General features: G+C 67.2%; 23 protein-coding genes and 2 tRNA genes. 9 read left to right on the top strand and 16 right to left on the bottom strand.

Annotated elements, in window-relative coordinates:
- Positions 1-2: 2 nt before the first annotated feature.
- The 7 genes from AC07OZ_RS26925 to AC07OZ_RS26895 all read right to left on the bottom strand — a co-directional run bounded on the left by AC07OZ_RS26925 (position 3) and on the right by AC07OZ_RS26895 (position 7,840).
- On the bottom strand, positions 3-1,199 hold the full coding sequence (locus AC07OZ_RS26925) for an HlyD family secretion protein (protein WP_495470115.1): 1,197 nt from the start codon (positions 1,197-1,199) through the stop codon (positions 3-5).
- 82 nt (positions 1,200-1,281) lie between these two features.
- Positions 1,282-2,721, bottom strand: coding sequence for an efflux transporter outer membrane subunit (locus tag AC07OZ_RS26920; protein ID WP_495470114.1), 1,440 nt, complete (start codon positions 2,719-2,721; stop codon positions 1,282-1,284).
- A 200-nt stretch (positions 2,722-2,921) separates the two neighbouring features.
- Positions 2,922-5,843 (bottom strand): ATP-binding protein, encoded by a 2,922-nt coding sequence (locus tag AC07OZ_RS26915; protein WP_495470113.1) that lies wholly within the window; start codon positions 5,841-5,843, stop codon positions 2,922-2,924.
- Positions 5,844-6,001: 158 nt separating this feature from the next.
- Entirely contained in the window at positions 6,002-6,253 is a 252-nt protein-coding gene (locus AC07OZ_RS26910; RefSeq protein WP_495470112.1) for a hypothetical protein, read from the bottom strand.
- A gap of 206 nt (positions 6,254-6,459) precedes the next feature.
- Positions 6,460-6,792 carry a DUF4148 domain-containing protein gene (locus tag AC07OZ_RS26905; RefSeq protein ID WP_495470111.1) on the bottom strand — a complete coding sequence of 111 codons (333 nt, stop codon included), beginning with the start codon at positions 6,790-6,792 and terminating at the stop codon, positions 6,460-6,462.
- A gap of 258 nt (positions 6,793-7,050) precedes the next feature.
- Positions 7,051-7,302, bottom strand: a complete 252-nt coding sequence (locus AC07OZ_RS26900) for a hypothetical protein (protein WP_495470110.1) — start codon at positions 7,300-7,302, stop codon at positions 7,051-7,053.
- A 205-nt stretch (positions 7,303-7,507) separates the two neighbouring features.
- Positions 7,508-7,840: a DUF4148 domain-containing protein gene (locus tag AC07OZ_RS26895; RefSeq protein ID WP_495470109.1), complete on the bottom strand. Its 333-nt coding sequence runs from the start codon at positions 7,838-7,840 to the stop codon at positions 7,508-7,510.
- A 175-nt stretch (positions 7,841-8,015) separates the two neighbouring features.
- Here AC07OZ_RS26895 and AC07OZ_RS26890 point away from each other — a divergent pair, with 175 nt between their 5' ends.
- Positions 8,016-8,603, top strand: a complete 588-nt coding sequence (locus AC07OZ_RS26890) for a hypothetical protein (RefSeq protein WP_495470108.1) — start codon at positions 8,016-8,018, stop codon at positions 8,601-8,603.
- Positions 8,604-8,750: 147 nt separating this feature from the next.
- Here AC07OZ_RS26890 and AC07OZ_RS26885 read toward each other — a convergent pair whose 3' ends face one another.
- The 4 genes from AC07OZ_RS26885 to AC07OZ_RS26870 all read right to left on the bottom strand — a co-directional run bounded on the left by AC07OZ_RS26885 (position 8,751) and on the right by AC07OZ_RS26870 (position 10,589).
- Positions 8,751-9,002, bottom strand: coding sequence for a hypothetical protein (locus AC07OZ_RS26885; protein ID WP_495470107.1), 252 nt, complete (start codon positions 9,000-9,002; stop codon positions 8,751-8,753).
- A gap of 205 nt (positions 9,003-9,207) precedes the next feature.
- Entirely contained in the window at positions 9,208-9,540 is a 333-nt protein-coding gene (locus AC07OZ_RS26880) for a DUF4148 domain-containing protein (RefSeq protein WP_495470106.1), read from the bottom strand.
- Between the two features lie 259 nt (positions 9,541-9,799).
- Positions 9,800-10,051, bottom strand: coding sequence for a hypothetical protein (locus AC07OZ_RS26875; protein ID WP_495470105.1), 252 nt, complete (start codon positions 10,049-10,051; stop codon positions 9,800-9,802).
- Between the two features lie 205 nt (positions 10,052-10,256).
- On the bottom strand, positions 10,257-10,589 hold the full coding sequence (locus AC07OZ_RS26870; RefSeq protein WP_495470104.1) for a DUF4148 domain-containing protein: 333 nt from the start codon (positions 10,587-10,589) through the stop codon (positions 10,257-10,259).
- A 485-nt stretch (positions 10,590-11,074) separates the two neighbouring features.
- Between AC07OZ_RS26870 and AC07OZ_RS26865 the strand changes: the two genes are divergently transcribed.
- From AC07OZ_RS26865 to AC07OZ_RS26840, 6 genes are all read left to right on the top strand, one after another.
- Entirely contained in the window at positions 11,075-13,318 is a 2,244-nt protein-coding gene (locus tag AC07OZ_RS26865; RefSeq protein WP_495470103.1) for a TonB-dependent siderophore receptor, read from the top strand.
- Positions 13,319-13,354: 36 nt separating this feature from the next.
- Positions 13,355-13,430, top strand: a tRNA-Asn gene (locus AC07OZ_RS26860).
- Between the two features lie 103 nt (positions 13,431-13,533).
- A tRNA-Asn gene (locus tag AC07OZ_RS26855) sits at positions 13,534-13,609 on the top strand.
- 195 nt (positions 13,610-13,804) lie between these two features.
- Entirely contained in the window at positions 13,805-14,647 is an 843-nt protein-coding gene (locus AC07OZ_RS26850) for an ankyrin repeat domain-containing protein (RefSeq protein WP_495470102.1), read from the top strand.
- A 167-nt stretch (positions 14,648-14,814) separates the two neighbouring features.
- Positions 14,815-15,399 carry a hypothetical protein gene (locus tag AC07OZ_RS26845; protein ID WP_495470101.1) on the top strand — a complete coding sequence of 195 codons (585 nt, stop codon included), beginning with the start codon at positions 14,815-14,817 and terminating at the stop codon, positions 15,397-15,399.
- Between the two features lie 91 nt (positions 15,400-15,490).
- Positions 15,491-16,120, top strand: a complete 630-nt coding sequence (locus AC07OZ_RS26840; RefSeq protein WP_495470100.1) for a DUF4124 domain-containing protein — start codon at positions 15,491-15,493, stop codon at positions 16,118-16,120.
- 25 nt (positions 16,121-16,145) lie between these two features.
- On the opposite strand, the gene AC07OZ_RS26835 is transcribed toward AC07OZ_RS26840, so the two are convergent.
- From AC07OZ_RS26835 to AC07OZ_RS26825, 3 genes are read right to left on the bottom strand one after another with little or no spacing between them, the layout of a single operon-like run.
- Positions 16,146-16,775: a hypothetical protein gene (locus tag AC07OZ_RS26835; RefSeq protein ID WP_495470099.1), complete on the bottom strand. Its 630-nt coding sequence runs from the start codon at positions 16,773-16,775 to the stop codon at positions 16,146-16,148.
- Between the two features lie 42 nt (positions 16,776-16,817).
- A complete protein-coding gene (locus AC07OZ_RS26830; RefSeq protein ID WP_495470098.1) occupies positions 16,818-17,579 on the bottom strand; it encodes a YoaK family protein in 762 nt (253 codons plus the stop codon).
- A gap of 57 nt (positions 17,580-17,636) precedes the next feature.
- Positions 17,637-18,029, bottom strand: coding sequence for a response regulator (locus tag AC07OZ_RS26825; RefSeq protein ID WP_495470097.1), 393 nt, complete (start codon positions 18,027-18,029; stop codon positions 17,637-17,639).
- A gap of 141 nt (positions 18,030-18,170) precedes the next feature.
- Between AC07OZ_RS26825 and AC07OZ_RS26820 the strand changes: the two genes are divergently transcribed.
- Positions 18,171-19,220: a LacI family DNA-binding transcriptional regulator gene (locus AC07OZ_RS26820; protein WP_495470096.1), complete on the top strand. Its 1,050-nt coding sequence runs from the start codon at positions 18,171-18,173 to the stop codon at positions 19,218-19,220.
- A gap of 500 nt (positions 19,221-19,720) precedes the next feature.
- Positions 19,721-22,102 carry a TonB-dependent receptor plug domain-containing protein gene (locus AC07OZ_RS26815; RefSeq protein WP_495470095.1) on the top strand — a complete coding sequence of 794 codons (2,382 nt, stop codon included), beginning with the start codon at positions 19,721-19,723 and terminating at the stop codon, positions 22,100-22,102.
- 105 nt (positions 22,103-22,207) lie between these two features.
- Here the strand turns inward: AC07OZ_RS26815 and AC07OZ_RS26810 are convergent, their stop codons facing one another.
- Both AC07OZ_RS26810 and AC07OZ_RS26805 read right to left on the bottom strand, forming a co-directional pair.
- Positions 22,208-22,630, bottom strand: a complete 423-nt coding sequence (locus AC07OZ_RS26810) for a cold-shock protein (protein WP_495470094.1) — start codon at positions 22,628-22,630, stop codon at positions 22,208-22,210.
- A 203-nt stretch (positions 22,631-22,833) separates the two neighbouring features.
- The gene (locus tag AC07OZ_RS26805) at positions 22,834-24,822 is read right to left on the bottom strand and encodes a S9 family peptidase (RefSeq protein WP_495470093.1); all 1,989 of its coding nucleotides are present in this window, start codon (positions 24,820-24,822) and stop codon (positions 22,834-22,836) included.
- Between the last annotated feature and the right edge of the window lie 139 nt (positions 24,823-24,961).

Genomic DNA, 24,961 nt, shown 5'->3' with positions numbered 1-24,961 from the left:
GCTCACTCGGCGCGCGTGTCGACGGTGGCGCTCATCGACAGGCCGACCTGCAGCGGCCGCTCGGCGAGCTCGCGCGGGTCCAGCGCGATGCGCACCGGCACGCGCTGCACGACCTTGATCCAGTTGCCGGTCGCGTTCTGCGCCGGGATCGCGGCGAAGGCCGATCCCGTGCCGCCCGACAGGCCCTGGACGGTGCCGTGATAGACGACCGAGCGCCCGTAGAGGTCGGACTCGATCTCGACGCGCTGCCCGATCCGGACCTTGTCGAGCTGCCCTTCCTTGAAGTTGGCGTCGACGTGCACCTGCCCGATCGGGACGATGCTGAGCAGCGGCGTCCCGGCAGCGACCTGCTGGCCGAGTTGCACGGCGCGACGAGCGACGACGCCGTCCACCGGCGCGCGCAAGACCATGCGTTCGAGGTTGACGCGGGCCTGGTCGCGCTTGGCGCGGGCAAGCGCGACCTCGGGATTGGTGTCCTCGTTGACGCCGGCGATCAGCGTGGCATTCGCGTCGCGCTGGCCGACGGCCGCAACGCGGTTGGCGGCGCTCTGCGCGGCGGCCGCCTTGGCGGCGGCGAGCGCGGCGCTCGAGGTCAGGAAGGCGTTGCGGGCGCGCGTGATCTCGTCGGCCGAGACGGAACCCGAATCGGCGAGCGCCTCGCGCCGCTGCAAGTCGACGCGGGCGCGGTCGAGGTCGGCGGAAGCGGAGGCCAGTTGCGCCTCGGCGCGGGTGCGATCCGAGTCGCGCGCGGAGATCTGGGCGGCGAGGCTGGCGTCGTTGGCGACGTAGCCGCGCACGCGGCGCTGCGCACGGCCGAGCTCCGCCTCGGCCTGGTCCAGCGCGAGGCGCGCGTCGGTGTCGTCGAGCACGACCAGCACGTCGCCGCGCTTCACGGCCTGCGTGTCGGAGACCCGCACGTCCTTCACGATCCCGCCGACGAAGGGCGTGACCTGCGCGGTCTCGGCCGCGGTGTAGGCGTTGTCGGTGGTCACGTAGCGCGACGCGAAGAAGTGCTCGTAGGCGAAGACGCCGACCGCCGCCGCGACGACCGTCAGCGCGAGCACGGTGAACAGCTTCTTGCGCGCCTCGGGACGCGCCTGTGCGGCGGGCGCGGCGTGGGCCGGTTGCTCGACGGCGTGCAGGTGCTGCGACTGATGTTGAGGTTGATGCGGCTGGGCATCGAAGACGGCTTCGGACATGGCGGGACTCGCTTTCTCTCTCGGGCTTCTTGTCGGGGGAACGGATTCGGGTGCTGGTGCGGGCACGCGTACAGGCTGGAACTCAGGACTTCGGCGTGGCGCTGTACCCGCCACCGAGGGCGCGCTTCAGCGACACGTCGAGCGTGAAGGCACGCGAGCGCAGGTCGGTCTGCGCGCGGCGGTTGGACAGCCACGCGTCCTCCGCGGTGAGCACTTCCAGGTAGGTGGACAGGCCGCCGGTGTAGCGGCGCTGCTGGATCTCCCAGGCCTCTCGCGCGGCGTCGACGCCGGCGTCGGTGCTCGTGAGCTCGCCACCGAGGGACCGTGTGCTGGCGGCGATGTCGGCCACTTCCTGCAGCGCTTGCACGACGGCCTGGTCGTAGCTGGCGACGGCGGCATCGGCGTCGGCGCGGGCGCCGCGGAACTGCCCGCGCAGCCGGCCGCCGTCGAAGATGGGCAGCGAGATCGCCGGGCCGATGCTGCCGATGAACGCGCCGCCGTCGGTCAGCTTCGACAGTCCGAGCGACTGCATGCCGGCGAACGCGGTGAGGTTCACGTCGGGATAGAACGCCGCCTTGGCGGAGTCGACGCGGCCCAGCGCGGCTTCGACGCGCAAGCGCGCCGCGACGATGTCGGGGCGGCGGCCCAGCAGTTGCGCGGGCAGGCGCTCCGGCAGGCCGAACTCGCGGGCGACGTCCAGACGCGGACGGGTGAGTGTCATTCCGCGATCAGGACCGGCGCCGGCCAGCGCCGCAAGGCGATGCCGCTGCAAGGTGAGCTGCTCGCGCGCCGACAGCAGGTCGGCCTCGGCCATCGCGCGACGGGCTTCGACCTGGCGCACGCTGCCCAGCGTCTCCAGTCCGTTGTCGCGGCGCATGCGGAACAGCTCGACGGTCTTCTCGCGCACGGCGAGCGCGGCCTCGGCGGTGTCCTGCACGGCCCAGAGCCGGGCGAACTCGGCATAACCCGAGGCGATCGACGCGGCAAGCATCAGCCGGGCCTGGGCCGCATCGGCCTTGGCCGCTTCGGCATCGGAGAGCGCCGCCGCCAGCGCCGCCCGGTTGCGGCCCCAGAAGTCGAGATCCCAGGAGAAGTCCAGCGTCGCGCGACCGTAGTCCTTCCAGCCCTCGGGCACGGCGGCGCGCGGCGTCAGGTACTCGTAGCTCTGCTTCTGCCCGGTGATCGAGGCGTTGCCGCGCAGCTGCGGCCGGTCGGCGGCGCGCGAGGTCTGCACGGTGGCCTCCGCCCGCGCCAGGCGTGCCTGGGCGGTGGCGATCGACGGCGAGCCGACCAGGGCCTCATCGATCAGTTGATCGAGCTGCGCGTCGCCGTAGCCGCGCCACCAGGCGTCGGACGGCCAGTCGGCACGGGCGGCGGCGAGCGTCTGGGTCGACGCGTAGCCGTCGACCGGCCGCGGGGTGGTGAGCGGCGGCACGTCGGGCAGCGCGGCGCAAGCGGCCACCGCGAGCGCCACGGCCGAGACCAGCGCGGGGCGGGCAAAGCGGCGAAGGCAGGGGGACATCGTCATTTCTCCAGGTCGTCACGGTCGGCGCGGAAGGCGCGGCAACCATGGACTGAAGCGTAGGGACGACGGTCAGGGAAGTCGTTCGGGAACGGTCGGGGAACGGTCTGGAAACGGTCGGGAGGCGAGCCCGCGCGGCAGGGACAGGGCCGCCCAGGACCCCCACACGAGTCAGGCCAGATCAGCCCCGGGCGGACCGGTCAGCGGCCGGACGCGAGCAGCGCGTCCGCGCGCGCGAGCACGGGCCACGGCAAGGCATCCCGCCAGCGCGAGCGGACCTCGCGCAGGGCGTCGAGGTCCACGGCCGTCGCCTCAGGCAGCTCGCAGAGCGTCACCCGGGCGACGAGTTCCGCCGTCAGCGCACCCTGCTCGCGCGCGATGCGGGCCGAGGTCTCGGCCGCCGTGCGCGCACCGGCGTCATCGCCCTCCTGGGCCGCCAGCAGGGCGCTGGATACCCACAGGTCCGGCAGATGGAGCGTTTCGCCCAGCCGTTGAGCCATCTCGAAGCCGTCCGCCAGGTGGCGCCGCGCCGCGTCCAGGTCGCCGGCGGCGAGCGCCGCATCGACGGCCATCCGCCGCAGCCCCGAGGCCTCGAACCAGGCGCCGGTCGCCGCATGGGCGACGCAGCCTGCCTCCACCTCGCGCAACCCCTCCACTGCATCGCCCGTGCAGGCACGGGCCCAGCCGAGCATCGCCAGGCTCGGCCCCTCGCCCTGACCCAACTGATGCTCACGCACCAGCTCCCGCATGGGCAGCGTTCGGGCCATCACCGCTTCGGCGCGATCGAAACGCACGTCGACGATGCTGGCGCAGCGCGCCGTGAAGCCGCGCATCACCGGCAGTCCGACCTTGGTCGCATGGGCGACTGCGGCATCGGCCCACTCGGTGGCGATCCTGCCGCTTCCAACGCAGGCATGCGCCACCGCACCGACGCCGAGCGCCAGCGCTGAAGGGTCGTGCAGCACGGTCGGCGGCAGGCGCGGATGGCCCAGCGCCTCGGTGAGCGCACGCGCCTCCTCGGCCAGCGGCAGCACCTCGCGGAGGCGTCCGCGCTGCAGCAGCGTGACTGCGAGCGACACGGCGCCCGCCGCGCGCAGCAGGTCGTCGTCGAAGGCATCGGCGGCGTCGCGCAAGCGCAGCGCGATCGCCTCCGCCTGCAGGTACTCGCCGCAGGCGATGAACATCCAGACCAGGCCCGTCATCACCCAGGCGCGTGGCCGGGTCGGCGGCAGCATCTCGCAGAGCGCCGCGCAGCGCAGGTAGGCCTCGCGGCCCGCCGGCGTCGTCACGCCCGTGGACTGGGCGAGCGACGCGCCCCGCATCTGCTGCAGCGCCAGTTCGGCTACGCAGCGGGGTTCCCCTTCCGGGCAGCGTTCGAGCAGCGCCAGACCGCGCGTGGCGAGCAGCAGCGCCTCCCGCGGCGCGAAGCGTCCGAGCGCCCGCTCGCCCGCCGCGGCGTAGGCGCTCATGGCGGCCAGCGCCTCCAGTCCTCGCTCATGGTGCAGCGCGAGCGCGGCAGCGAAGGCCCCGATCCGGTCGGCGCGCAACTGCGCGAGCGCGGCGGCGGCCCGCCGATGCAGCCCCACGCGCGTGGACGGCGCGATGCGCTGATAGAGCGCCTGCCGGTACAGCGCATGGCGGAACGCGAACCGCGCCTCCAGCGTGCCGTCGGCCAGCGTCTCCAGCACCGAGTGCGCGAGCCAGGCCTGATGCCGCGCCAGTTCGTCGCACCGGGTCGCCACGGCCGCAGCATCCAGGCCCAGCATCGCGGCAACGATCGAGCACTCGAACTCGACGCCGCAGACCGCGGCGGCTTCCAGCAACGCGGCCGCGTCCGGCGCGAGCCGGGCGCGCTGACGCTCGATGACGCCGGCCAGCGAATCCGGCACGGGCCAGTCGTCCGAGGACGCGGCCTCGCTCGACGCCGCGGCGAGTTCATCGATCGCATTGGCGACGAAGAGCGGCAGTCCGTCGGTCTGCCGATGCAGGCGTCGCACATGCGCTTCGTCGGCGACGAGGCCGGGCCGATGGCGCGCGAGGTAGACGGCGAGTTCCGCCTCGCTGAACGGGTCGAGGAGCAGTTCCTCGCAGAGTTTGCGGGCGCGCAGCTCATGGCGCAGCCCGTTGAGCGGATGCTCGTTGGCGACGAGTTCCGGTGTCCGGTAGGTCGCGATCCACATCAGCCGCGCGGGCGGCCGGCGACGCGCGACGTGGTCGATCAGGCGGACGGTCGCCTCGTCGCACCAGTGCAGGTCCTCGGTGACGAGCAGCAGCGGACGCACGGCGGTGAGCTGCTCCACGAGTTCCGAGAACTCGCGCAGCATGCGGTCCTGCGTCGAGTTCGCGAGGCCGGCCTGCAGGCGCTCCTGCTCGTCGCGGTCGATGAGCCAGGGCAGCTGCAGCAGCCAGGTGGGCGCGACACGGCGCAACAGCGTGATGAGCGAGGCGTCCGTCCGCGCGAGACCGGCCAGCGCGTCCAGCACGGGCAGGTAGGGCTCGCCCTCGCCGACCTGTTCGATGCACTGGCCGTGCGCCATGGCCGCGTCGCCGAGCGCGGCGACGAAGGCATCGATCATGGCGGTCTTGCCGATGCCCGCCTCGCCGGCGACGCAGCACAGTTGGCGTTGGCCGCCGGAGGCGCGCGCCCAGGCGGCGTGAAGTCGCGCGAGTTCGGCATCGCGGCCGATGAGCGTGGAGGAAGGAACCGTCGACGTTGCCCCTTCGCGCTCATCTCCGCTGTCGACATCGCCCTGTCGATCGTCCCTCTGCTCGCCCTTTCGCTCGCCACTCCCCTGGCCCTCGATCGGGCCGATGAAGCGATACCCGCGGCGCGAAGCGGTCTCGACCCAGCGCGGGCTTTTCGCATCGTCGCCGAGGGCAGCACGCAGCTCGCTGACCGTCGTCTTCAGGACCGATTCGCTGACGTGGCGATGACCCCAGACGGCATCGAGCAAGGCGTCCTTGGTGACGAGCTGGCCGCCATTCCGTAGCAGTTCCGCGAGCACGCTGAAGGCCTTGGGCGCCAGCGCGACCGGCTGGCCGTCGGCCAGCAGCCGCGCATCCGCCTCATCGAAGGCGAAGGCGCCGAAGCGCAGTGACAGAGGAGCTCGGAGATCGTCCATGGCGGCGGAATTATCGACCTGCCCGGACGCCGGCGCAGGACCACGAGCAGGGGTCGACAGAAAGCAGAACGCCCGGCACGGGCCGGGCGTTTTCTGGGAGCGGGGAAGGCGGCGTCAGCCGGAGACTCGCTCCATCGATACAGCGAAACCGTCAGGCCTCACTGGGCCGAAGCGACTTGGACCGCATCGGCCGACGTGTCGCGGCGGCCGGTGATGTAGACGGTGGGCAGCTGTTCGCGCTTGGCGGTGATGACCACCGGATCCAGCGTGATGATGGCGGCGCGCATCTCGCGCTGGCCTTCGGCGTGGGCGATGCCCAGGCCCAGCACCACGGCAGTCACGGCGCCGAAGAGGACGGCCTTGACGGTGGTTTCGGTGGCGGAAGCGATGTGGAAGCGGCTGGTGGTCATGTCGTTCTCCTGAAGCGGTTTGCTGTGTCGATGGAGTCAGTGTCGTCATCGACCCGGCTGCTTGCGAGCGACAGGAGACGAAGCCGCATGGCGGCGGCGTGAACTGCATCTGCGCCGGACGAACGGGAGCGGTTCCCGGCGGTCCTCAACGGGAAACGCCGCCAGGACCTGCGTCCTGACGGCGCTGTGCGGGGCAAGCTCAAGGCTCAGCGGGCGGACACGCCTTCCGTGACGGCGCCCTTGCCTTCCTTGGCGGCGAAGCGCTGCACCAGCGCGGCGTACTTCGGCGAGGCCTTGAGTTCGGCGTAGCGAGCTTCGGCCTTGGCGCGCTGGTTCAGTTCCAGCGACGAGTCTTCGGTGCGGTCGACGGCGGCCAGGCCCGACTCGCGATAGATCTCCAGGTCGGCCAGCACTTCAGCGCGGCTCTTCTGGGTCTGGGTGATCGGATCGAGGTGGCTGTAGCTCTGCGCGAAGACCGGCGAAGCGGCGGCCGACAGGGCGATCAGGGCGGAGGCGATCAGGGTCTTGGTGGTGGTCATGATGGTTTCCTTTGAGAGAGCGTTGGATCAGGGTGTCTGGGGTCTTGGGCCGGCTTCGTTTGCCGATGACTGAAGGTTAGGCGCGGGCCTCGTTTGGATAAACGAGGCGCGTCGCAATGGGCCGTTGTGATCGCGGCAACAATCGCACGCGCTCTGCACAAAGCAAGACGCCCGGCATGAGCCGGGCGTCTTGCATGGGAGCGAACCGAAGGCGTCAGCCCGTGGATCGCTCCATCGACACAGCGCGACCTGCGACGTTCACTCGGCGGAGGCGACCCGTGTGTCGATCGAGTCGGTGCTGCGACGGCCAGTGATGTAGACAGTCGGCAGTTGCTCGCGCTTGACGGTGATCACCACCGGATCCAGCGTGACGATCGAGGCGCGCATCTCGCGCTGACCTTGTGCATGAGCGATCCCGAGGCCCAGGGCCAGCGCCGCGATGGCACCGAAGGCAACGGCCTTGACGGTGGTGCTGGTGGCGGAAGTGATGCTGAGGCGGGTGGCGTTCATGTCGATCTCCTGAAGGGGTTTGCTGTGTCGATGGAGTCAGTGTCGTCGTCGACCCGCCCGCTTGCGAGCGACAGGAGACGAAGCTGCACGGCGGCGGCGTGAACTGCATCTGCGGCAGACAAACGGGAGCGGCTGCTGATGGTCCCAATGGCAAACGCCGCCAGGACCTGCGTCCTGGCGGCGCTGAGCGGGGCGAGCTCAAGACTTATCGGGCCGACACGCCTTCCGTGACGGCGCCCTTGCCTTCCTTGGCCGCAAAGCGCTGCACCAGCTCGGCGTACTTCGGCGAAAACTTCAGCGCCGCGTAGCGGGCTTCAGCTTGGCTACGCTGGGTGGCGTTCAGCGCGAAGTCTTCAGTGCGGTCCACGGCGGCCAGGCCGGATTCGCGATAGATCTGCAGGTCGGCCAGCACTTCGGCGCGGCTCTTCTGGGTCTGGGTGATCGGGTCGAGGTGGCTGTAGCTCTGCGCGAAGGCCGGCACGGCCACGGCGGACAGGGCGATCAGAGCAGAGGCGATCAGGGTCTTGGTGGTGGTCATGATGGTTTCCTTTAAGAGAGCGTGGAGGTGGGTGTCTGGTATCGGGGCCGGCTTCGTCTGCCGTTGACTGAACAATAGAAGCCGGCCCGCTCTCCATAAATACGGGCGCAAGCAATGGACGGATGCAGGGGGGGCAACAATCCGATCCAAGACCCGCTCATTTCTGTCTCACGACATGCCCGCAATCAGCATCCTTGTAGATGGCGAACCGATCGCCACCGCCAACACCGAAGGCCTCAGCGTCTTGTCGGCCCACGTGCAGGGATCGCGAAGCGACGAGGAATTCGCGAGCGTGGACCTGCACGGCACCACGTCGGAAGAGTCAACCTTCCTGATCTGGATCGGCAGCCTGACGCTGCACGCAGGTCAGCAAGTCGAGGTGCGTTTCCTGGAGGTGGGCGAAACAGCGCCACCGGGCAAGACGATCGAGGAGCTGTTCCCCGATGGGCCCGACGACGAAGAACCGGACGACGAGCCGTCGGAGGCATCAGCGTTCGAGAAAATCCGTGCGAAGCCGCTTCATCGCGTGGGGTACAGACTGGCGTTCAGCAGCTCGTGCGGCGTTGCTTTCGAAGGCCGGACCGAGGAGGACGATCACGCCTTCGCGTTCCACGTCGCATGGAACATGCACCGTCCCGATCGCGCCCACCTGTCGTTGCACGCATACACGCTCGCTGAGCTGGAACGTCGCGCAACCCCTCGCGACATGGTGCGCGAATACCTTCATGCGCCACGCACTGTCACTCTGCGGGTTTCCGACTGATCCGCCTAGAGCCGTGACCCGAAGCTGAATCGCAAGAATCGCTCGTCAGAAAGCACAACGCCCGGCACGGGCCGGGCGTTTTTTGAGAGCGGCAGAGGCGGTGTCAGCCGGAGACTCGCTCCATCGATACAGCGCAAGCGTCAGGGCTTACTGGGCCGAAGCGATCTGGGCGGCGTCAGCCGAGGTGTCGCGGCGGCCGGTGATGTAGACGGTCGGCAGTTGCTCGCGCTTGACGGTGATCACCACCGGATCCAGCGTGACGATCGAGGCGCGCATCTCGCGTTGGCCTTGTGCATGAGCGATCCCCAGGCCGAGCGCCAGCGCCGCGATGGCACCGAAGGCAACGGCCTTGACGGTGGTGCTGGTGGCAGAAGTGATGCTGAGGCGGGTGGCGTTCATGTGGATCTCCTGAAGGCGTTTGCTGTGTCGATGAAGTCAGTGTCGTCATCGACCCGGCTGCTTGCGAGCCTCAGGAGACGAAGCTGCGCGGCGGCGGCGTGAAGTGCATCTGCGCCGGATAAACGGGAGCGGCTCGCGGCTGTCCTCAATGGCAAACGCCGCCAGGATCTGCATCCTGGCGGCGCTGAGCGGGTGACTTCAAGTCTCAGCGGGCGGACACGCCTTCCGTGACGGCGCCCTTGCCTTCCTTGGCCGCAAAGCGCTGCACCAACTCGGCGTACTTGGGCGAGGACTTCAGCGCCGCGTAGCGGGCTTCAGCTTGGCTGCGCTGGGTGGCGTTCAGCGCGAAGTCTTCGGTGCGGTCCACGGCGGCCAGGCCGGACTCACGATAGATCTGCAGATCCGCCAGCACTTCGGCGCGGCTCTTCTGGCTCTGCGTGATCGAATCGAGGTGGCTGTAGCTCTGCGCGAAGGCCGGCACGGCCACGGCGGACAGGGCGATCAGGGCAGAGGCGATCAGGGTCTTGGTGGCGGTCATGATGGTTTCCTTTGAGAGAGCGTTGGATCAGGGTGTCTGGGGTCTTGGGCCGGCTTCGTTTGCCGATGACTGAAGGTTAGGCGCGGGCCTCGTTTGGATAAACGAGGCGCGTCGCAATGGGCCGTTGTGATCGCGGCAACAATCGCACGCGCTCTGCACAAAGCAAGACGCCCGGCACGAGCCGGGCGTCTTGCATGGGAGCGAACCGAAGGGTGTCAGTCCGTGGATCGCTCCACCGATACAGCGCGACCTGCGACGTTCACTCGGCAGAGGTGACTTGCGTGTCGACAGCGTCAGCACTGCGACGGCCGGTGATATAGACCGTCGGCAGTTGCTCGCGCTTGACGCTGATCACCACCGGATCCAGCGTGACGATCGAGGCGCGCATCTCGCGTTGCCCTTGTGCATGAGCCATCCCGAGGCCCAGAACCAGCGCCGCGACGGCACCGAAGGCAACGGCCTTGACAGTGGTGTTGGTGGCGGAAGTGATGCTGAGGCGGGTGGCGTTCATGTCGTTCTCCTGAGGCGGTTTGCTGTGTCGATGGAGTCAGTGTCGTCATCGACCCGCCCGCTTGCGAGCGTCAGGAGACGAAGCTGCGCGGCAGCGGCGTGAAGTGCATCTGCGCCGGATAAACGGGAGCGGCTGTTGATGGTCCCAATGGCAAACGCCGCCAGGACCTGCGTCCTGGCGGCGCTGAGCAGGGCGAGCTCAAGACTTATCGGGCCGACACGCCTTCGGTGACGGAGCCCTTGCCTTCCTTGGCAGCGAAGCGCTGCACCAACTCGGCGTACTTCGGCGAGGACTTCAGCGCCGCGTAGCGGGCTTCAGCCTGGCTGCGCTGGGTCGCGTTCAGCGCGAAGTCTTCGGTGCGGTCCACGGCGGCCAGGCCGCACTCGCGATAGATCTGCAGGTCGGCCAGCACTTCAGCGCGGCTCTTCTGGCTTTGGGTGATCGGGTCGAGGTGGCTGTAGCTCTGCGCGAAGACCGGCGAGGCAGCGGCCGACAGGGCGATCAGGACGGAAGCGATCAGGGTCTTGGTGGCGGTCATGGCGGTTCCTTTGAGAGAGCGTGGAGGTCGGTGTCTGGAGTCGTTGCCGGCTTCGTCTGCCGTTGACCAAACAATAGAGGGCGGCTCGAATCCCATAAATGCAGGCGCCGGCAATGGGCGGTTGCTGACGCAGCAACAATCAATCGAGCGGCAACCGCGGGGGAGACCTCCGCTTCCCATCAGGCGATCCCCGCCGATGTCGCTTCGGCTCAGCCGCTAGAATCACCACCGCTCGCCGGCCTGTCCGGCGAGTTTCGCTAGGGGTGCTGGTCCGATCGATTCGTCGATGGAACGGCTGAGAAAGTCCCTTTGAACCTGATCGGCGGCTTCGGCCGCCAGGCCCGCAGGAGTCATGTCTTGCAGGCCCGAGGTAATCCTCGCGCAGGGAAGCATGCCTTCGACACGCCTCGTGTCCCGCACGCCGCCTTCTCATCGGCGTGCCCGGTTTGCCGACCTGCCATCGCATTTCTGGCTTCGGCACATCGATGGCAACTTCGTCCGCTCTGAATTCCTTCCCGCTGCACCGGCTCGTGATCGCGCTGATCGCCGGCGGCGTCTCGGTCCATGCCGTTGCGCAGTCGACGACGTCGACCGCCGCACCGGCCAACGCGTCGGCTAACCCGGCCACCAACACGTCGACGACCTCCCCTGCCCTGCCCAGCGTCGTCGTCAAGGGCACGTCCGAAGCGCCGGTGATGGTCGGCGGCTTCGGTGACACGCCGGTCGCGAAGCTCCCGATGCAGGCCAGCATCGTCAGCGCCGAGCAGCTCACCGATCGCGGCCTGTTCAACCTCGCCGGACTGACGCTGCTCGACGCGAGCGTGGGCGACTCGTACAACTCGGCCGGCTACGTCTCCTATCTGAAGATCCGGGGCTACGACCTCGACAACCGTTTCAACTACCGCCGCGACGGCCTGCCGATCAACGCGGAGACCGCGCTGTCGCTCGCCAACAAGAGCAGCGTCGAAGCCATCAAGGGCACGACCGGCATCCAGGCCGGCACCAGCGCCCCGGGCGGCCTGGTCAACCTCGTCGTGAAGCGTCCGACGGTGGAACTCACCAGCGTGCGCCTGGGCGTGAGCGAGCGCGGCACGATCGAGTCCGCGATGGACTGGAGCCACCGCTTCGGCGACGGTCACGGCAACGACAAGGCCTTCGGCCTGCGCGTCAACATCGAGGCCGCCAAGCTGCGCCCCGAGCTCCGCGACGCCGATGGCAGCCGCTGGTTGATGGCCGTCGCCGGTGACTGGCGCGTCACGCGCGACACGCTGGTCGAGGCCGAAGTCGAGATCAGCCGCCAGTCCCAGCCGAGCCAGCCCGGCTTCAGCCTGCTCGGCGACAAGCTGCCCGACGCGAAGGCCATCGATCCGCGTATCAACCTGAACAACCAGTCGTGGAGCCAGCCGGTGGTCTTCGAAGGCCGCACCGCCTCGTTGCGCGTGCAGCATCAGCTGAACGCCGACTGGAAGCTGCAGGCGCACGCGGCGATCCAGCGACTGGTGAACGACGACCGCCTCGCCTATCCGTTCGGCTGCACCGCGGGCGACGGCACGTATTACCCGAGCACCTACTGCCCCGACGGCACCTTCGACCAGTACGACTTCCGCAGCGACAACGAGCATCGCAACAGCGATGCGCTCGACCTGTCCGCACAAGGCAAGCTGCGCCTGCTGGGTGTCGAGCATCAGGTGACGACGGGCGTGCTCTTCTCGCGCTACAAGAGCCGGCTGCAAGGCCAGGCCTACAACTGGGCGGGCACCGGCAACATCTGGGGCACCCTGCCGACGGTGGCCGACCCGACGCTGGGCGCGACCAACACGGACCGCACCGAGCGCAGCACCGAGTTCTACTTCCGCGACGCGATGCAGTTCAGCGCGCAGTGGCAAGGCTGGCTGGGCCTGCGGCACACGCGGCTGAATCGCGATTCGTTCCAGGTCAACGTGCCCGCCGGCGAAGACAACCAGGCGACGAGCTACCGCCAGTCGGTCACGACGCCGTGGCTGGGCGTGAGCTACGCCATCGACCCGCAACTGCTGGCCTATGCGAGCTGGGGTGAAGGCGTCGAATCGGCCGTCGCGCCCAACCTGCCGATCTACGCGAATGCGGGCCGGCCGCTGGCGGCGATCCGCAGCAAGCAATGGGAGATCGGACTGAAGTCGGGCAGCCGCACGGTGGACTGGTCGATCAACTACTTCGACATCAGCAAGCCGGCGACGAACGACGTGCCGGTCGTGGTCGGCGGCGAAGACAAACTCGAGAGCCGCATCGACGGCAAGCAGAACCATCGCGGCGTGGAAGCGCAGGCCGACCTGAAGTGGACGGGCGGCGGCCTGATGGTGAGCGGCATGAAGCTGCACGCGCGCCGCGACGGCAGCGCGGATGCGACGCTCAACGGCCTGAAGCCGACGAACGTGCCGGAGACGGTGCTGAAGCTGCAGGCGCGGCACAGCGCGGGCCTCCCGGGGCTGGAGCTGCAGGCGGGCGTGGTCTACGAAGGCAAGCGGATGGTGGTGCCGGACAACTCGGTGGCGATTCCGAGCTGGACGCGACTGGACCTGGGCGCGCGCTACGAGCAGAACGTCGGACGGCAACTGCTGATCTGGCGCGTGGGCGTGGACAACGTGACGGACCGTCGTGCGTGGCGTGAGTCGCCTTATCAGTACGGTCACGTCTACCTGTACCCGCTCGCCAATCGCACATGGCGGGCGTCGGTGGAGTGGGTCTTGTGAGGGTCTGATTTTTCTGTGTATACTCTTAGGCTCTGATCCCCGATAGCTCAGTCGGTAGAGCGCCGGACTGTTAATCCGTAGGTCCCTGGTTCGAGCCCAGGTCGGGGAGCCAAGATCAGACAACGAAGGTCTCCGGACCTTCGTTTTATTTCAGCCAGTGTCCTACCGAAGATGCTGGCCCAAGAATTCAGGTCGATTGGATCTGAGCAGACTTTTCCTCGATAGCTCAGTCGGTAGAGCGCCGGACTGTTAATCCGTAGGTCCCTGGTTCGAGCCCAGGTCGAGGAGCCAAAATTGAAGCCCCGTCATCGCGAGATGCCGGGGCTTTTTCTTTTGGCGCGATGTAAGGGCCTCTCCGGAACACCCCTTCTGCACGTTTCGCCTATGCTCGGCCAAAACTTGGAACGAGACATAGTCAGACAGGGAACAGCCCGCAAAACTAGTGTCGAATACCATCTATTCCAAGAGTGATAAACGGAGGGACGTATGTTCAGGACAATCATCCTCGCAATGCTGATAGGCCCGTGGGCCTCTTTTTTCGCCCACGCCATTGGCGACAGTGGCGGCTGTGGGGACTTTCCAAGAGGGCCACTCGGCCTTGCCTTGAGATCAGGCTCGCCCCTGGATGTTGATACAGAAATCCTTAAAATGGTCAATGCGCAGGCGCCACGTATCAGCCTCTCATATCGACGCGACCAAGCGATTCTGGACTTGATTCAGGGTTCGTACAAGAAGTCGCCGGCGTGTGCGCCGGGCGCGCTACTCCCATTCGCAATCGAAGCGGGCAATTTGGAAGTTGTACGCCATCTTTTAGGTAAACCGCTCGGTGTTTCACCTCAGTTCCCACCGGATATCCTCTTCAATTGCGAAGGTCGTCGATTTCATCTCCCCGAAACGCAGACATCCGCCGCTGCACGGCGCAACACATATGCAGTTCTGATCCAAGAATATGGGGCAGACGTGCATGCCCTATATGGTCGTGAATCATTGCTGACATATTGCAAGGACCCCGAGTTGATTGAGCTCTTTATTGAGTCCGGCGCGCACGTCGACAGGGAACTTCAATTCGTCACGGGACCGTGGACTGCCTTGCAGGTAGCCATTCTCGACGCACTTCAATTTGAAGAAAATGGCTATACCGCCAAGCGGCTTCATGCCCTTGAACGTATTAAGCTGTTTATTCGCCATGGGTCAGCGCCGATCAGTCAAAAAGATCGGGATTTGATCCAAAAATCCTGCAGCCGGGAACCCCAGTGGAAACCCAAGACCTGCCAGGAACTCCGAGCATTAGGCTTGGCGGGCCCGCCAGCCGACTTACAGGAAGAATAATTCCCTGGGCTCACAACGAGCCTGGATTGAAGTCCCATTCGTGCAAGCGAGTGGGGGGTTTTCTTTGTCTCCGACCGGCGCTGGCACGGCCAGCTTCCGCTGACCTTTGTCACCTCCCTCGCGCTTTTGGCTGAAGAGAATCCTCGTCATCTCAGGAAAGGCGCACGATGGACGAACAGCCCACACCGAAAGTCGAGCAGCAGGTCGAAATCGACATGAAGACGGAATCGATCTCCCTGGGCGCGCTCCGGTTCCTGGTCTCGGGCACCTTGCACTTCGTGGCTATCGGCCCCCTCGTGGCTGCGCTGGGCTTCATCGTCTACACAGGCTTCAACCTGGCAGACAACGCGTTTCCGCTGTTCTCGGTCACGCTCTTCAGCTACCTCATCGGTCTTCCATACGCGCTCCTGTACGGGTTCCTTTGCTGCCTCGTGCTGCTCGCATTGACGGCGATCTGGCCCGCCCTTGCCCACTCAAGTCGCCCCCTCACGCAATGCGCAATTGCCATCGCTGTCGGATTCGGGGTGACGGGCGTGCTTCAGTGCCTGCGGTACGTCCCCGCGCTGTTGCGAGGCGCCCTCACAGTGGACGAGGCATGGGGGAGGACAGACCTGGCACTCGTGTTCGCCATCTATCTGAATCCCACGCTGGTGGCTGCAGGCTTCGTTGGATGGAAGTTGGTCCCGAAGCTGCGGAAGGCTCACCGTGAGCTGCCCCTGACTCCTTCAGGGGCGGGAACGCAGCGGGCGTGAGATCGATCGGCGGTTCAGAACACCCTTCGCAACACCTGCAGTCAACTGCTTCGTCCCGCCGTGCGTTCGATTCGTTTCAGGGAGACATGAAATGCAGAAGATCCATCTGGCTGTCATCGGCGGATTGCTCGCCGTTTTGGCCACGACCGGAGCCCACGCCCAAGTCTGGAAATGCACCACCGCCGACGGCAAGACCCATTATTCGGACCAGCCCTGCGCGGCCAAAGGCGAGCAGATGAAGTCGCACGCGCTACAGAGCAATGTCATCGACACGTCTGCGGACCGTGCTGCGGCGGAGCGCGCCAGAGCAGCCGCTGAACAGCAGCAACAGCAGCAGCAAGCCAACGCGGCTCAACCCACCGCGCAGACCGCCCCATCCAACTACTGCCCTTCCGACCGCGACATCGCCGCGATGGAGACCAAGGCCAGCTCCATCTCGCTGAGCGCCGATGCCAAGCGTTTCGTCCAGGACGAGATCCGCCGCGCGCGCCAGTGCCAGAAGGGCCAGGGCAGCTACTCCGCTTCGGATTGGAACGTGAGCAAGCAGGCCGTCGACGCTCAGAGCAGCCTGACCGGCGGCGCCGACGCACGCCGTCGCGCCGAGGCGATGCACAGCGCCGCCAACGCCAGCGAGGGCGACCGCATCGCGCGTCAGCGCGAAGTCGACGACCGCAACGCCCAGCGGCGGCTGAACCAGCAACAACCGCAGCGCGATCGCTGAGGTCGGATGAGATCCCGGCTGCCGCTCAATGCGTCAGCCGACTCTTCCGCCAAGCCAGATAGCTGACCAGTTCCGCGAGCGGCAGGAACCCCTCGTCATCGGGGTCCGGCGGAGTTTCGCAGACCTCCACCAGGTCGACGTCCGTCGCGGCCGCCTTCTCTCCGAGCGCGGTGTCCAGGATCAGCAGCAACCCGTTGGCGAATTCCTCTTCCTGGTCGTCGTTGAAGCCAGGAACCGCGACGCGCAGGCCGAGCACCTCCGGCGCTTCGGGATCGACCAGCGGCTCGAACCACATGTCTTCCGGGTTCAGTTCCAACCCTCGATATCCGATGCTGAAGCCGAAGCCCATCGCCGGCTTCAACGCCACCGCCGTCCATCCCGGCAACTCCGGCGCCACCGAGACCATCGCCTCGACCAGCGGGAACAGCTCCCAGTCGCCTTGAGCGGTGATCACCAACTCGCGGTCCTCTTCGCTGGCCGCCGAGACCTCGAACCACAAGCCCTCATTCACTGCTTGAAGGCGTGCGAGCAGTTCATCCCAGAAGGGATCGTCCGGCGATTCCAGGGCATTCAGGTCCGACTGGCGCGACACCAGCCAAGCCCAGAAGGCGTTGATCTTCTGAGGGTCGAGGTCGACGTCGAGGTGGTCTTGCATGCGGGGCTCCAATCCGCGCGATTGTGCCGTCGGCGCAAGGCGTCAACGCCCTCTCGTCAACAACTCCCGCCACCGCCCCCAATCCTTGGTGACCGGCGGCAACGCCAGCACGAACAGCACCGCCGCCAGCGGCACCACGCACACGAACCCGAGGTACTTGAACCCGAGCGCCCCCGCGCCCCCGCCGAGCACGAACGCCGCCAGCAGGCCACCCGCCCGGATCGCCCGCTGCCGGTCATGCCGCACCGCCGCGCGCCTCACCGACGGCTGCCGGTTCCAATAGAGCATCTTGCCGAGCTCCATCCCGAGGTCGGTGATGTTCCCCGTCATGTGGGTCGTGCGGACGCTCCCGCCCGAGGTCTTGGATCCCACCGCGTTCTGCAGTCCCATGATGAACGCCAGCAGCAGCACCGTCAGCGGCACGGCGAACGGCGTGTGCCAGGTCAGCGTGATCGCCCCCATCAGCCCGAACGGGAACAGCAGCGCCGCCTCCAGCATCAGCGGCAGCGCGTAGACGCTGCGCAGGCCGTGCTGCCGCGCCCAGTTCACCATCACCGCGCACACCGCCGCGCCGGCCAGGAAGGCCAGGATCGCCCCCAGCGCGTTCAGCACCAGCGTCCCCTGCCCCATCACCGCGCCGTCCGCCAGTTGCGAGGCGAAGCCCGTCATGTGCGAGGTGTAGCGCTGCAGGACCAGGAACCCGCCCGCGTTCACCGCCCCCGCGTTGAACGCGAGCAGCAGCCCCAGCGCCTGGTTCGTGGACGGCGCGCGATGGCGGCTCGTCAGGTGCAGCAGTCGCCTCACGGCGCCTCCCGATGTCGATCAGAGTGCGACCGATGATACGGGCGCTCCGGCGCCTGCTCAGGGCGTCGCGGGCTGGCCGGTGAGCTTCGCGCCGTATTTGGTCAGCGTCTTGTGCAGCCGGCCGAAGTCGATCGGCTTGACGAAGTAGTCGTCGAAGATCAGATCCTCGGCGGACTCGAAGTCCGTGTTCAGCGGCGTGCCGCTGACCGCGATCGCGATCAGCGCCGGCAGGCTCAGCTTCAGCCGTCCCGTCAGGTGCCGGCCGTCGGCGTCGGGCATGTCGATGTCCGTGATCAGGATGTCCGGCTCCCACTTCAGCCCGATGCCGATCGCCTCCAACCCGCTGCGTGCGACCCGCAGTTCGAAGTGGTAGACCGTGAGCAACTCGCGCAGCAGATCCAGCGAATCCGGCTGGTCATCGGCGACCAGCACCTTGAGGCGTTCCGACATGGCTTGGCAGAAATGACAGTTGGGGCGGCTAGAGCAAGCGGCGAGCCTGCTCCGGCGCGAGAGCCGCGCCGGCAACGAGGACCATTCTTCCACCAGACGTCCGCGGGAGTAGGATCGACAGGTTTCTGAAAGCGCTTTCCCATGAAGAGAAAGAAGCCCCTCCTGTCGACGTCCAGCGAGGTCACGCTGGGCATGGTGGCCACCGCCAGCGGCGTGTCGCCGAGCACCGTCTCGCGCGTCCTCAGCGGCGCCGCGCAGGTGAGTTCGGACAAGGCCGAGCGCGTCCGTCGCGCGATCGACCAGTTGGGCTTCGTCCCCAACACCATCGCCCGCGCGCTCGCGGATGGTCGGACGTTCAACGTCGGGCTGCTCGCGCAGTACTTCGAAAGCCCGTTCTACGCGCTGATGCTGCGCGGCATCGAGGAAGTGCTGACGCCCGCCGGCTACGGACTCGTGGTGGCGAGCGGGCACTGGCAGCCGGATGAAGAGCAGCGCTGCATCGCCTCGCTGCGATCGCGGCGCGTGGACGGGATCATCGTGTTGACCGGCGGCCTGAGCGATGAGTTCCTCGCCGCGCTTGCGCGGGAGCTGCCCGTCGTCGTGACCGGCCGCGCGCTGCAGGCGGACGGACTTCATGCGCTGAAGACGGACGACCTCGAAGGCGCCCGCGTGGCGACGCGGCATCTGATCGAGCGGGGTCACACACGCATTGCCTTCATCAGCGGCGATCCGGCGCACGCGGATTCGTCCGAGCGCGAGCGCGGCTACCGCGCAGCCTTCGCCGAAGCGGGTCTCGCCGTCGACGAGTCCCTCATCGGCAGCGGCAACTATTGCGAAGTCGGCGGCGCCACGGCGATGACGCGGATGCTCGATCACGGCGCACAGTTCACGGCGGTCTTCGCCGCCAACGACCAGATGGCGGCCGGCGCCGCGCGCGTGCTGCACAGCCGCGGCTTCCGCGTGCCGGAGGACGTCTCGCTCGTCGGCTACGACGACCTCCTGAACACCGCGCATGCCAGTCCGCCGCGCACGACGGTCGACGTCCACATCGCCGAACTCGGCCGTCGCGCGGCGTCCGCGATGCTGGACCTGTTGCGCACCGGCGGCTCGTCGGTCGAGCCGCCCGCGCCGCAGCTGATCGTGCGGGAGTCGACCCGGCGCCTCCAGTCGACGGCAGCGAGCGCCTGTTGATCAGCCTGCGAATGGGCCAGGAGCGCGGCCCGTCGCCATCAATGAACTGAGCTGAACTTCCCTTGCTTTTCGTCAACTGCCCGTCACAAAACCTCGGCAGAATGCAATGCATCCGAGGCAACAACCGGCTGCACTACTGGGCAGAAAGCTGGAACCCGTCACCAGCGTCACGGATACCCTATTCAGAAACGAAGCCACCCACTGGGTGGCTTCTTTCATTGGGGATCGCGGCAGTGATCAGCGCCCGCAATCCCCCAGGCGAAGGGCCTGATCCCCGGGGTTTCCCCACCCCTCCGTCGCGCCCGCCCATCACCTTGGGTAAAGAACTTTGAAAGTCCACGCTCACCTCCGTCACGAAACGTACAGCGTGCGATCCTTTCGACCGATCCGCGACGACACGCCTTCCGCCGTCGTCCGCGACCTCCCCACAACCCTGTTTCGCGCTTCCGTCCCAGCCATCGCCAGATCGGGCCGCGCTTGCTCCTGCCATTGCTCATTCGATGACAAGCACCCGCCGACCTGCCCTGCATCCCCTGTCCTTCGCCCTGATGCTGGGCCTGAGTGCCTCCGCCTGGTCCCAGACCACGCCCCCCGCCCCCGCCTCCCCGCCCGCGAAAGCCCCCGCCCCGACGCCTGAGCGCTCGCGTCCCGCCGCACCGCCGCCCGCCACCAAGCAGGCCGACAGCCCCACGCAGCTCGACCGCGTCGAGGTCCAGGGCACCTCGCGCGACGACGACCAGCGGCGCGCCTCCACCGCCTCCAAGATCATCATCGGCCGCGAGGAGATCGAACGCTACGGCGACTCCACCATCGGCGAAGTGCTCAAGCGCCTGCCCGGCGTCACCACCGGCGGCCGCCCCGGCCGCGGCGGCGAGGTCCGCATGCGCGGCATGGGCGGCGGCTACACCCAGATCCTCGTCAACGGCGAACGCATGCCGCCGGGCTTCTCGCTCGACGAGCTCCCGCCCGAACAGATCGAACGCATCGAGGTCATGCGCGCCCCCACCGCCGAATACGGCGCGCGCGCCATCGCCGGCACCATCAACGTCGTCCTGCGCGAAGCCATCCAGCGACGGCTCAACGAGGTCCGCCTCGCCACCGCCTTCGAACGCGACCACGTCACGCCGCACTTCAACTGGACCCGCAACGACAAGATCGGCGACAACGGCGACGCCTACAACTTCACCGTCAACGCGATGCAGCACAAGCGGCTGGACGACATCGACTCGCAGTCCTTCACGCAGCGCTTCGACACGGCCACCGGCGCGCCCCAGAGCCAGACCCTGCTCCAGACCCGCGGACAGACCGCCGACGAGCGCAAGTCGCTCAACATGACCGGTCGCCTGCAGCTGCGCCTGGACGGCGGCGACACCATCGCCCTGCAGCCCTTCGTGATGGTCAACCGCGGCAGCGGCGGCAGCAGCTCCCGGCAGACCCAGTCCGCGGTGCCCGACGAGAACGCCTTCGAACGCATCAAGTACGACACCGCCACGAACGACAGCACCAGCCGCTCCGCGATGGCGCGTCTTAACCTGCAGTGGAACAAGCGCATCGACGAACGCACCCGCATGGAAACGCGCCTGGGCGCCGGGCGCATGACGATGAACAGCAGCGCCCATCGCGAGGAAGACCTCGACGCCACGCCCGGCGTCTTCTATCGCACGCAGGACGACACCACGAAGAGCCGCGACACGCAGTGGAGCGTCAACCTCAAGCTCACGCATCAGATGGAGAACGAGCACAACCTCGTCGCCGGCGTCGAGGGCGAAGGCACCGAGCGCAACCAGACGCGCGGCTGCTATGAGGTCTTCGGCCAGAACATGCGCGGCAACAACTGCGCGTTCCTCGCCGACTTCGGCGAGAACGTCAGCGCCTCCACGCGCCGTCTCGCCGTCTACGGTCAGGACGAATGGAGCGTCGGCAAGCAGTGGGGCTTCTATGCGGGCCTGCGCTGGGAAGGCATCCAGACCGACAGCACCAACAACCAGGGCCCGGTGAAGAACACCTCCAGCGTCCTCACCCCGCTGCTGCATGGTGTCTACAAGATCGACGAGAAGAGCCGCGAGCAGATCCGCGCCAGCCTCACGCGCAGCTACAAGGCGCCCAACCTGAACGACGTCATCGGCCGGCTCAGCATCAACAACCAGTTCACCTGCCAGCCGCCGGACGTCCTCTGCGGTCCCAACCTGATCAACTATCCGGACCGTTTCGGCAACCCCGACCTGAAGCCCGAGATGGCCACGGGTGTCGAGATCGGTTACGAGAAATACCTTTCGAAGGGCGGCCTGCTCAGCGCCAATTTCTTCTACCGCCGCATCACCGACCTGATCCGCAGCCAGGCGCAACTCGAGACCGTGCCCTACGCCACCGAGCAACGCTGGGTCATCCGTCCGCGCAACATCGGCAACGCGAAGACCTACGGGGTTGAGCTCGAGGCCAAGTTCCGCCTCGACGAATACCTGACCGACGCGATCCCGGTCAACGTGCGCAGCAACCTCTCGCTGTTCCATTCGGCGGTGGACGGCATCCCCGGCCCCAACAACAAGCTGGACCAGCAGCCGCGCTACACGGCCAACCTCGGCGCCGACTACCGGTTGCGCTCGGTCCCGCTGACGCTGGGCGCGTCGCTCAACTACACGCCGACGACGCTGCTGCAGCAGAGCGACCAGGTCCTCAACGACATCGACAAGAAGCGCGTCATCGACCTCTCCGCGATGTGGACCTTCTCGCCCACCGTGGCCGTGCGCGTCGCCGCCAGCAACCTCGTGCCGCTGACCTTCGGCAACGGCAGCATTGCCACGACGCCGGGCCGCATCGTCACCAGCGAGAGCACCGGCCGCAGCTTCACCGTGTGGACCGTGCGCCTCGAACTGAAGGTCTGAGGACGCAAAAAAGGCTGCCCGCGGGGGCAGCCTGAAAAATGCGGAGCGAGAGGGCCTCCGCGAGGGCGACGGGGCTGCAGGTGCCAGCCCCAAGGAGTCAACTTGTCAGCGGCGCGCCTGGCTCGGGGTCAGGTCTTGTGCCTGGCTCAGGAACTTGCCGCCGATCGCATGGCTGGCCGGTGCCCACACGGTGGCGCCGACGCCCAGCACCAGCAGGGCCAGGACCGTCCATGTCAGCGGCGACGTGCGGCGGCGCGCGATCGGCCGCGGCGGGCGCGAGCCCGTGCGCGCGGGACGCAGCTGCGACGGCAGCTTGTATTCCTGCAGGCGATGCACCCGCACCGCCTGTTTGCTGCCGTCACTTCTGGACACAACCTCGAAGCTCAGGCGCTCCCCTTCCCGCGGCGGCTGGCCGTCCATCGGGAAGGCCGACACATGCACGAACAGGGCATCGCCGCCCTGCTCCGGCTTCATCATCCCGTGGCCGCGCTCGGCGTACCAGCTCTCCAACGTGCCATCGAATCGCATGATCTGATCCCCCATCGTGTAGAAGCCCGACGAGCCCCCGCAGGCTCGTGACCTGCGAGAGGCGTCCTGGACCGGGCGTTTCTCGCTCTGTCTGGACAAAAAGGCCCGGCACTTGGCCGGGCGCTTTCTGCTTGTGGGGGCATCCTGCCTATGCCGGCGCGAGGCGCGGCAACAGCCTGTAAACCGTGCAACTTCGCACGGATTTAATTCTTCAAGCCGGGCTTCAGGTACTTGTCGAGGAATTCGAGCATCTTCTGGTTGGCCTCGATCTGGTTCTTCTTCTTCGAGAAGCCGTGGCCCTCGTCGTCGAAGACCACGTACTCGACCGGCACGCCGTTGTTCTTCACCGCGTCGACGATCTCGTCGCTCTCCGGCTTGATCACGCGCGGATCGTTCTTGCCCTGGATCACCAGCAGCGGCTTGCGGATCTCCTTGGCGTGGAACAGCGGCGAGGTCGCGACCAGGAAGTCCTTGTCCTTCACCGGATCGCCGATCTCCAGGTACAGCGCCTTGCGGAAGCTCTCCCAGTACGGCGGGATGGACTCCAGCGTGCGCAGCCAGTTGGACACGCCGAAGATGTCGATGCCGACCTTGAAGGCCTCCGGCCGGAAGGCCATCGCCGCCAGCGTCATGTAGCCGCCGTAGCTGCCGCCCATGATGCCGATGCGCTCGGGATCGATGACCCCGGTGCCGGCCAGGTAGGTCTTGGCCTCGATGCAGTCCCACAGCGGCTCGCGGCCGTGCTTGCCGTCGTCGGCGGTGAAGAAGGTCTTGCCGTAGCCGGAGCTGCCGCGGTTGTTGATGCCCAGCACCGCGTAGCCGTGGTTGACCAGGTACTGCACCATCGCCGCGTAGCCGCGCGTGGTCTGGCCGCCGGGCCCGCCGTGCACCATCACCACCGCCGGCACCTTGTTCGTCGGCGACGCCTCCTTCGGCTCGTAGTAGACCGAGGGGATCACCATCCCGTCGAACGAGCGGAAACGCACGATGCGGCCTTCGACGAGTTCTTCCGGATCGATGTCCTTGGACAGCGTGCGCGTCAGCTGCTTCACCTGCTTCGTCCCGAAGTCGTAGACGTAGAGGTTGCTCGGCGAGCGGTCGCCGTTCAGGTAGAACGCCATGCGCTGGCTGCTCTTCGAGAAGGTCACGCCGCGCAGCTCGCCGCCGGGCAGCTTGGGCAGCGTCACCGGCTTGCCGTCGGCGGTCTGCACGATGCGCAGTTCCAGGCTGGCGTCGGCGTTGACGCCGGTCACGCGGTAGCGGCCGTCGCGCGAGTAGCTGCTGTAGACGATGTCCCAGTCCGCCTTCTCCAGGTCGCGCTTCTGGCCCGAGGCCAGGTCATAGGCGATCAGGCGCTGGAACTCCGAGCCTTCATTCGACAGGATCAGCAGCGTCTTCGATTCCGGATCGAAGTCTGTCGTGCTGAACGAGGCCACGCCCTGGTGCGGCGTCAGGTGCTTGGTTTCCTTGGACTGCGTGTCGTACAGGTAGACGTCCGAATCCGCCGTCGTGTTGGTCTTGCCCAGCGCCACCCAGCGGCCGTCGCCGCTGACGTCGAACACCGCGTTGCCGTCGTTGTTCTGGTAGATCAGCGTGCGGGCGTAGGTCTTCGCGTCGTAGCGGTAGACGTCGATGTAGCGCGCGTCGCGCTCGTTGGTCGTGACGAAGAAGGCGTCGCCGTCGCGGCTCCAGCCGGAGAAGCCGGCCTTGACCTTGTCGCCGGGGGTCAGGTCTCGCTCGCTGCCGTCGAGCTCGCGCACGATCAGGTGGTTGTTCTCGTTGCCGCCCTGGTCGCGGGTGAAGAGTACGCGGTCGTCATTGCGGAAGTAGCTGACGGCGTAGTGGCTCTCCGTCGTCGACTTGGTCAGCGCCACCGGCTCGCCGCCGTCGACGGACTGGCTGTAGACGTTGAAGATCCCGGTCGCATTGCTGCTGAACAGGATGCGGCGCTCGTCCTGCGAGAACGACGCGCCGCGGACGGAGGTCGTCGCCATGAACTGCTCGATCGTGTAGGGCTTGGCCGGGCGCGGCTGCGCGGGCCTGGCCTGCGCCTTCGCCGTGGCGGCGGTCGCGGGGGTCTTCGCGACCTTCTCCGTCGCGGCCAACGCCGGCATCGCCGTCGCGGCCGTCAGTGCCAAGCACAGGGCCGTCAGCGCCAGACGCGACACGCCCATCGGGGACAACTTCGTCATCGGGGATCTCCTCTCCTGATCGGTCCCGGGGACGTCCCGGGAACAGCGCACTTTATGCCGGGGGCAGGACTTGCCAATCCTCCGCAGACGACACGCTGATCGAGCCGACAAACGGTGCAATGCGCTGGCCGAGTTGCAA

The sequence above is a fragment of the Roseateles sp. GW821-FHT09G03 genome, assembly GCF_059416045.1.
The sequence above is the reverse complement of the archived record's forward strand: the minus strand, read 5'-3'. Positions and strand labels throughout refer to the sequence as shown.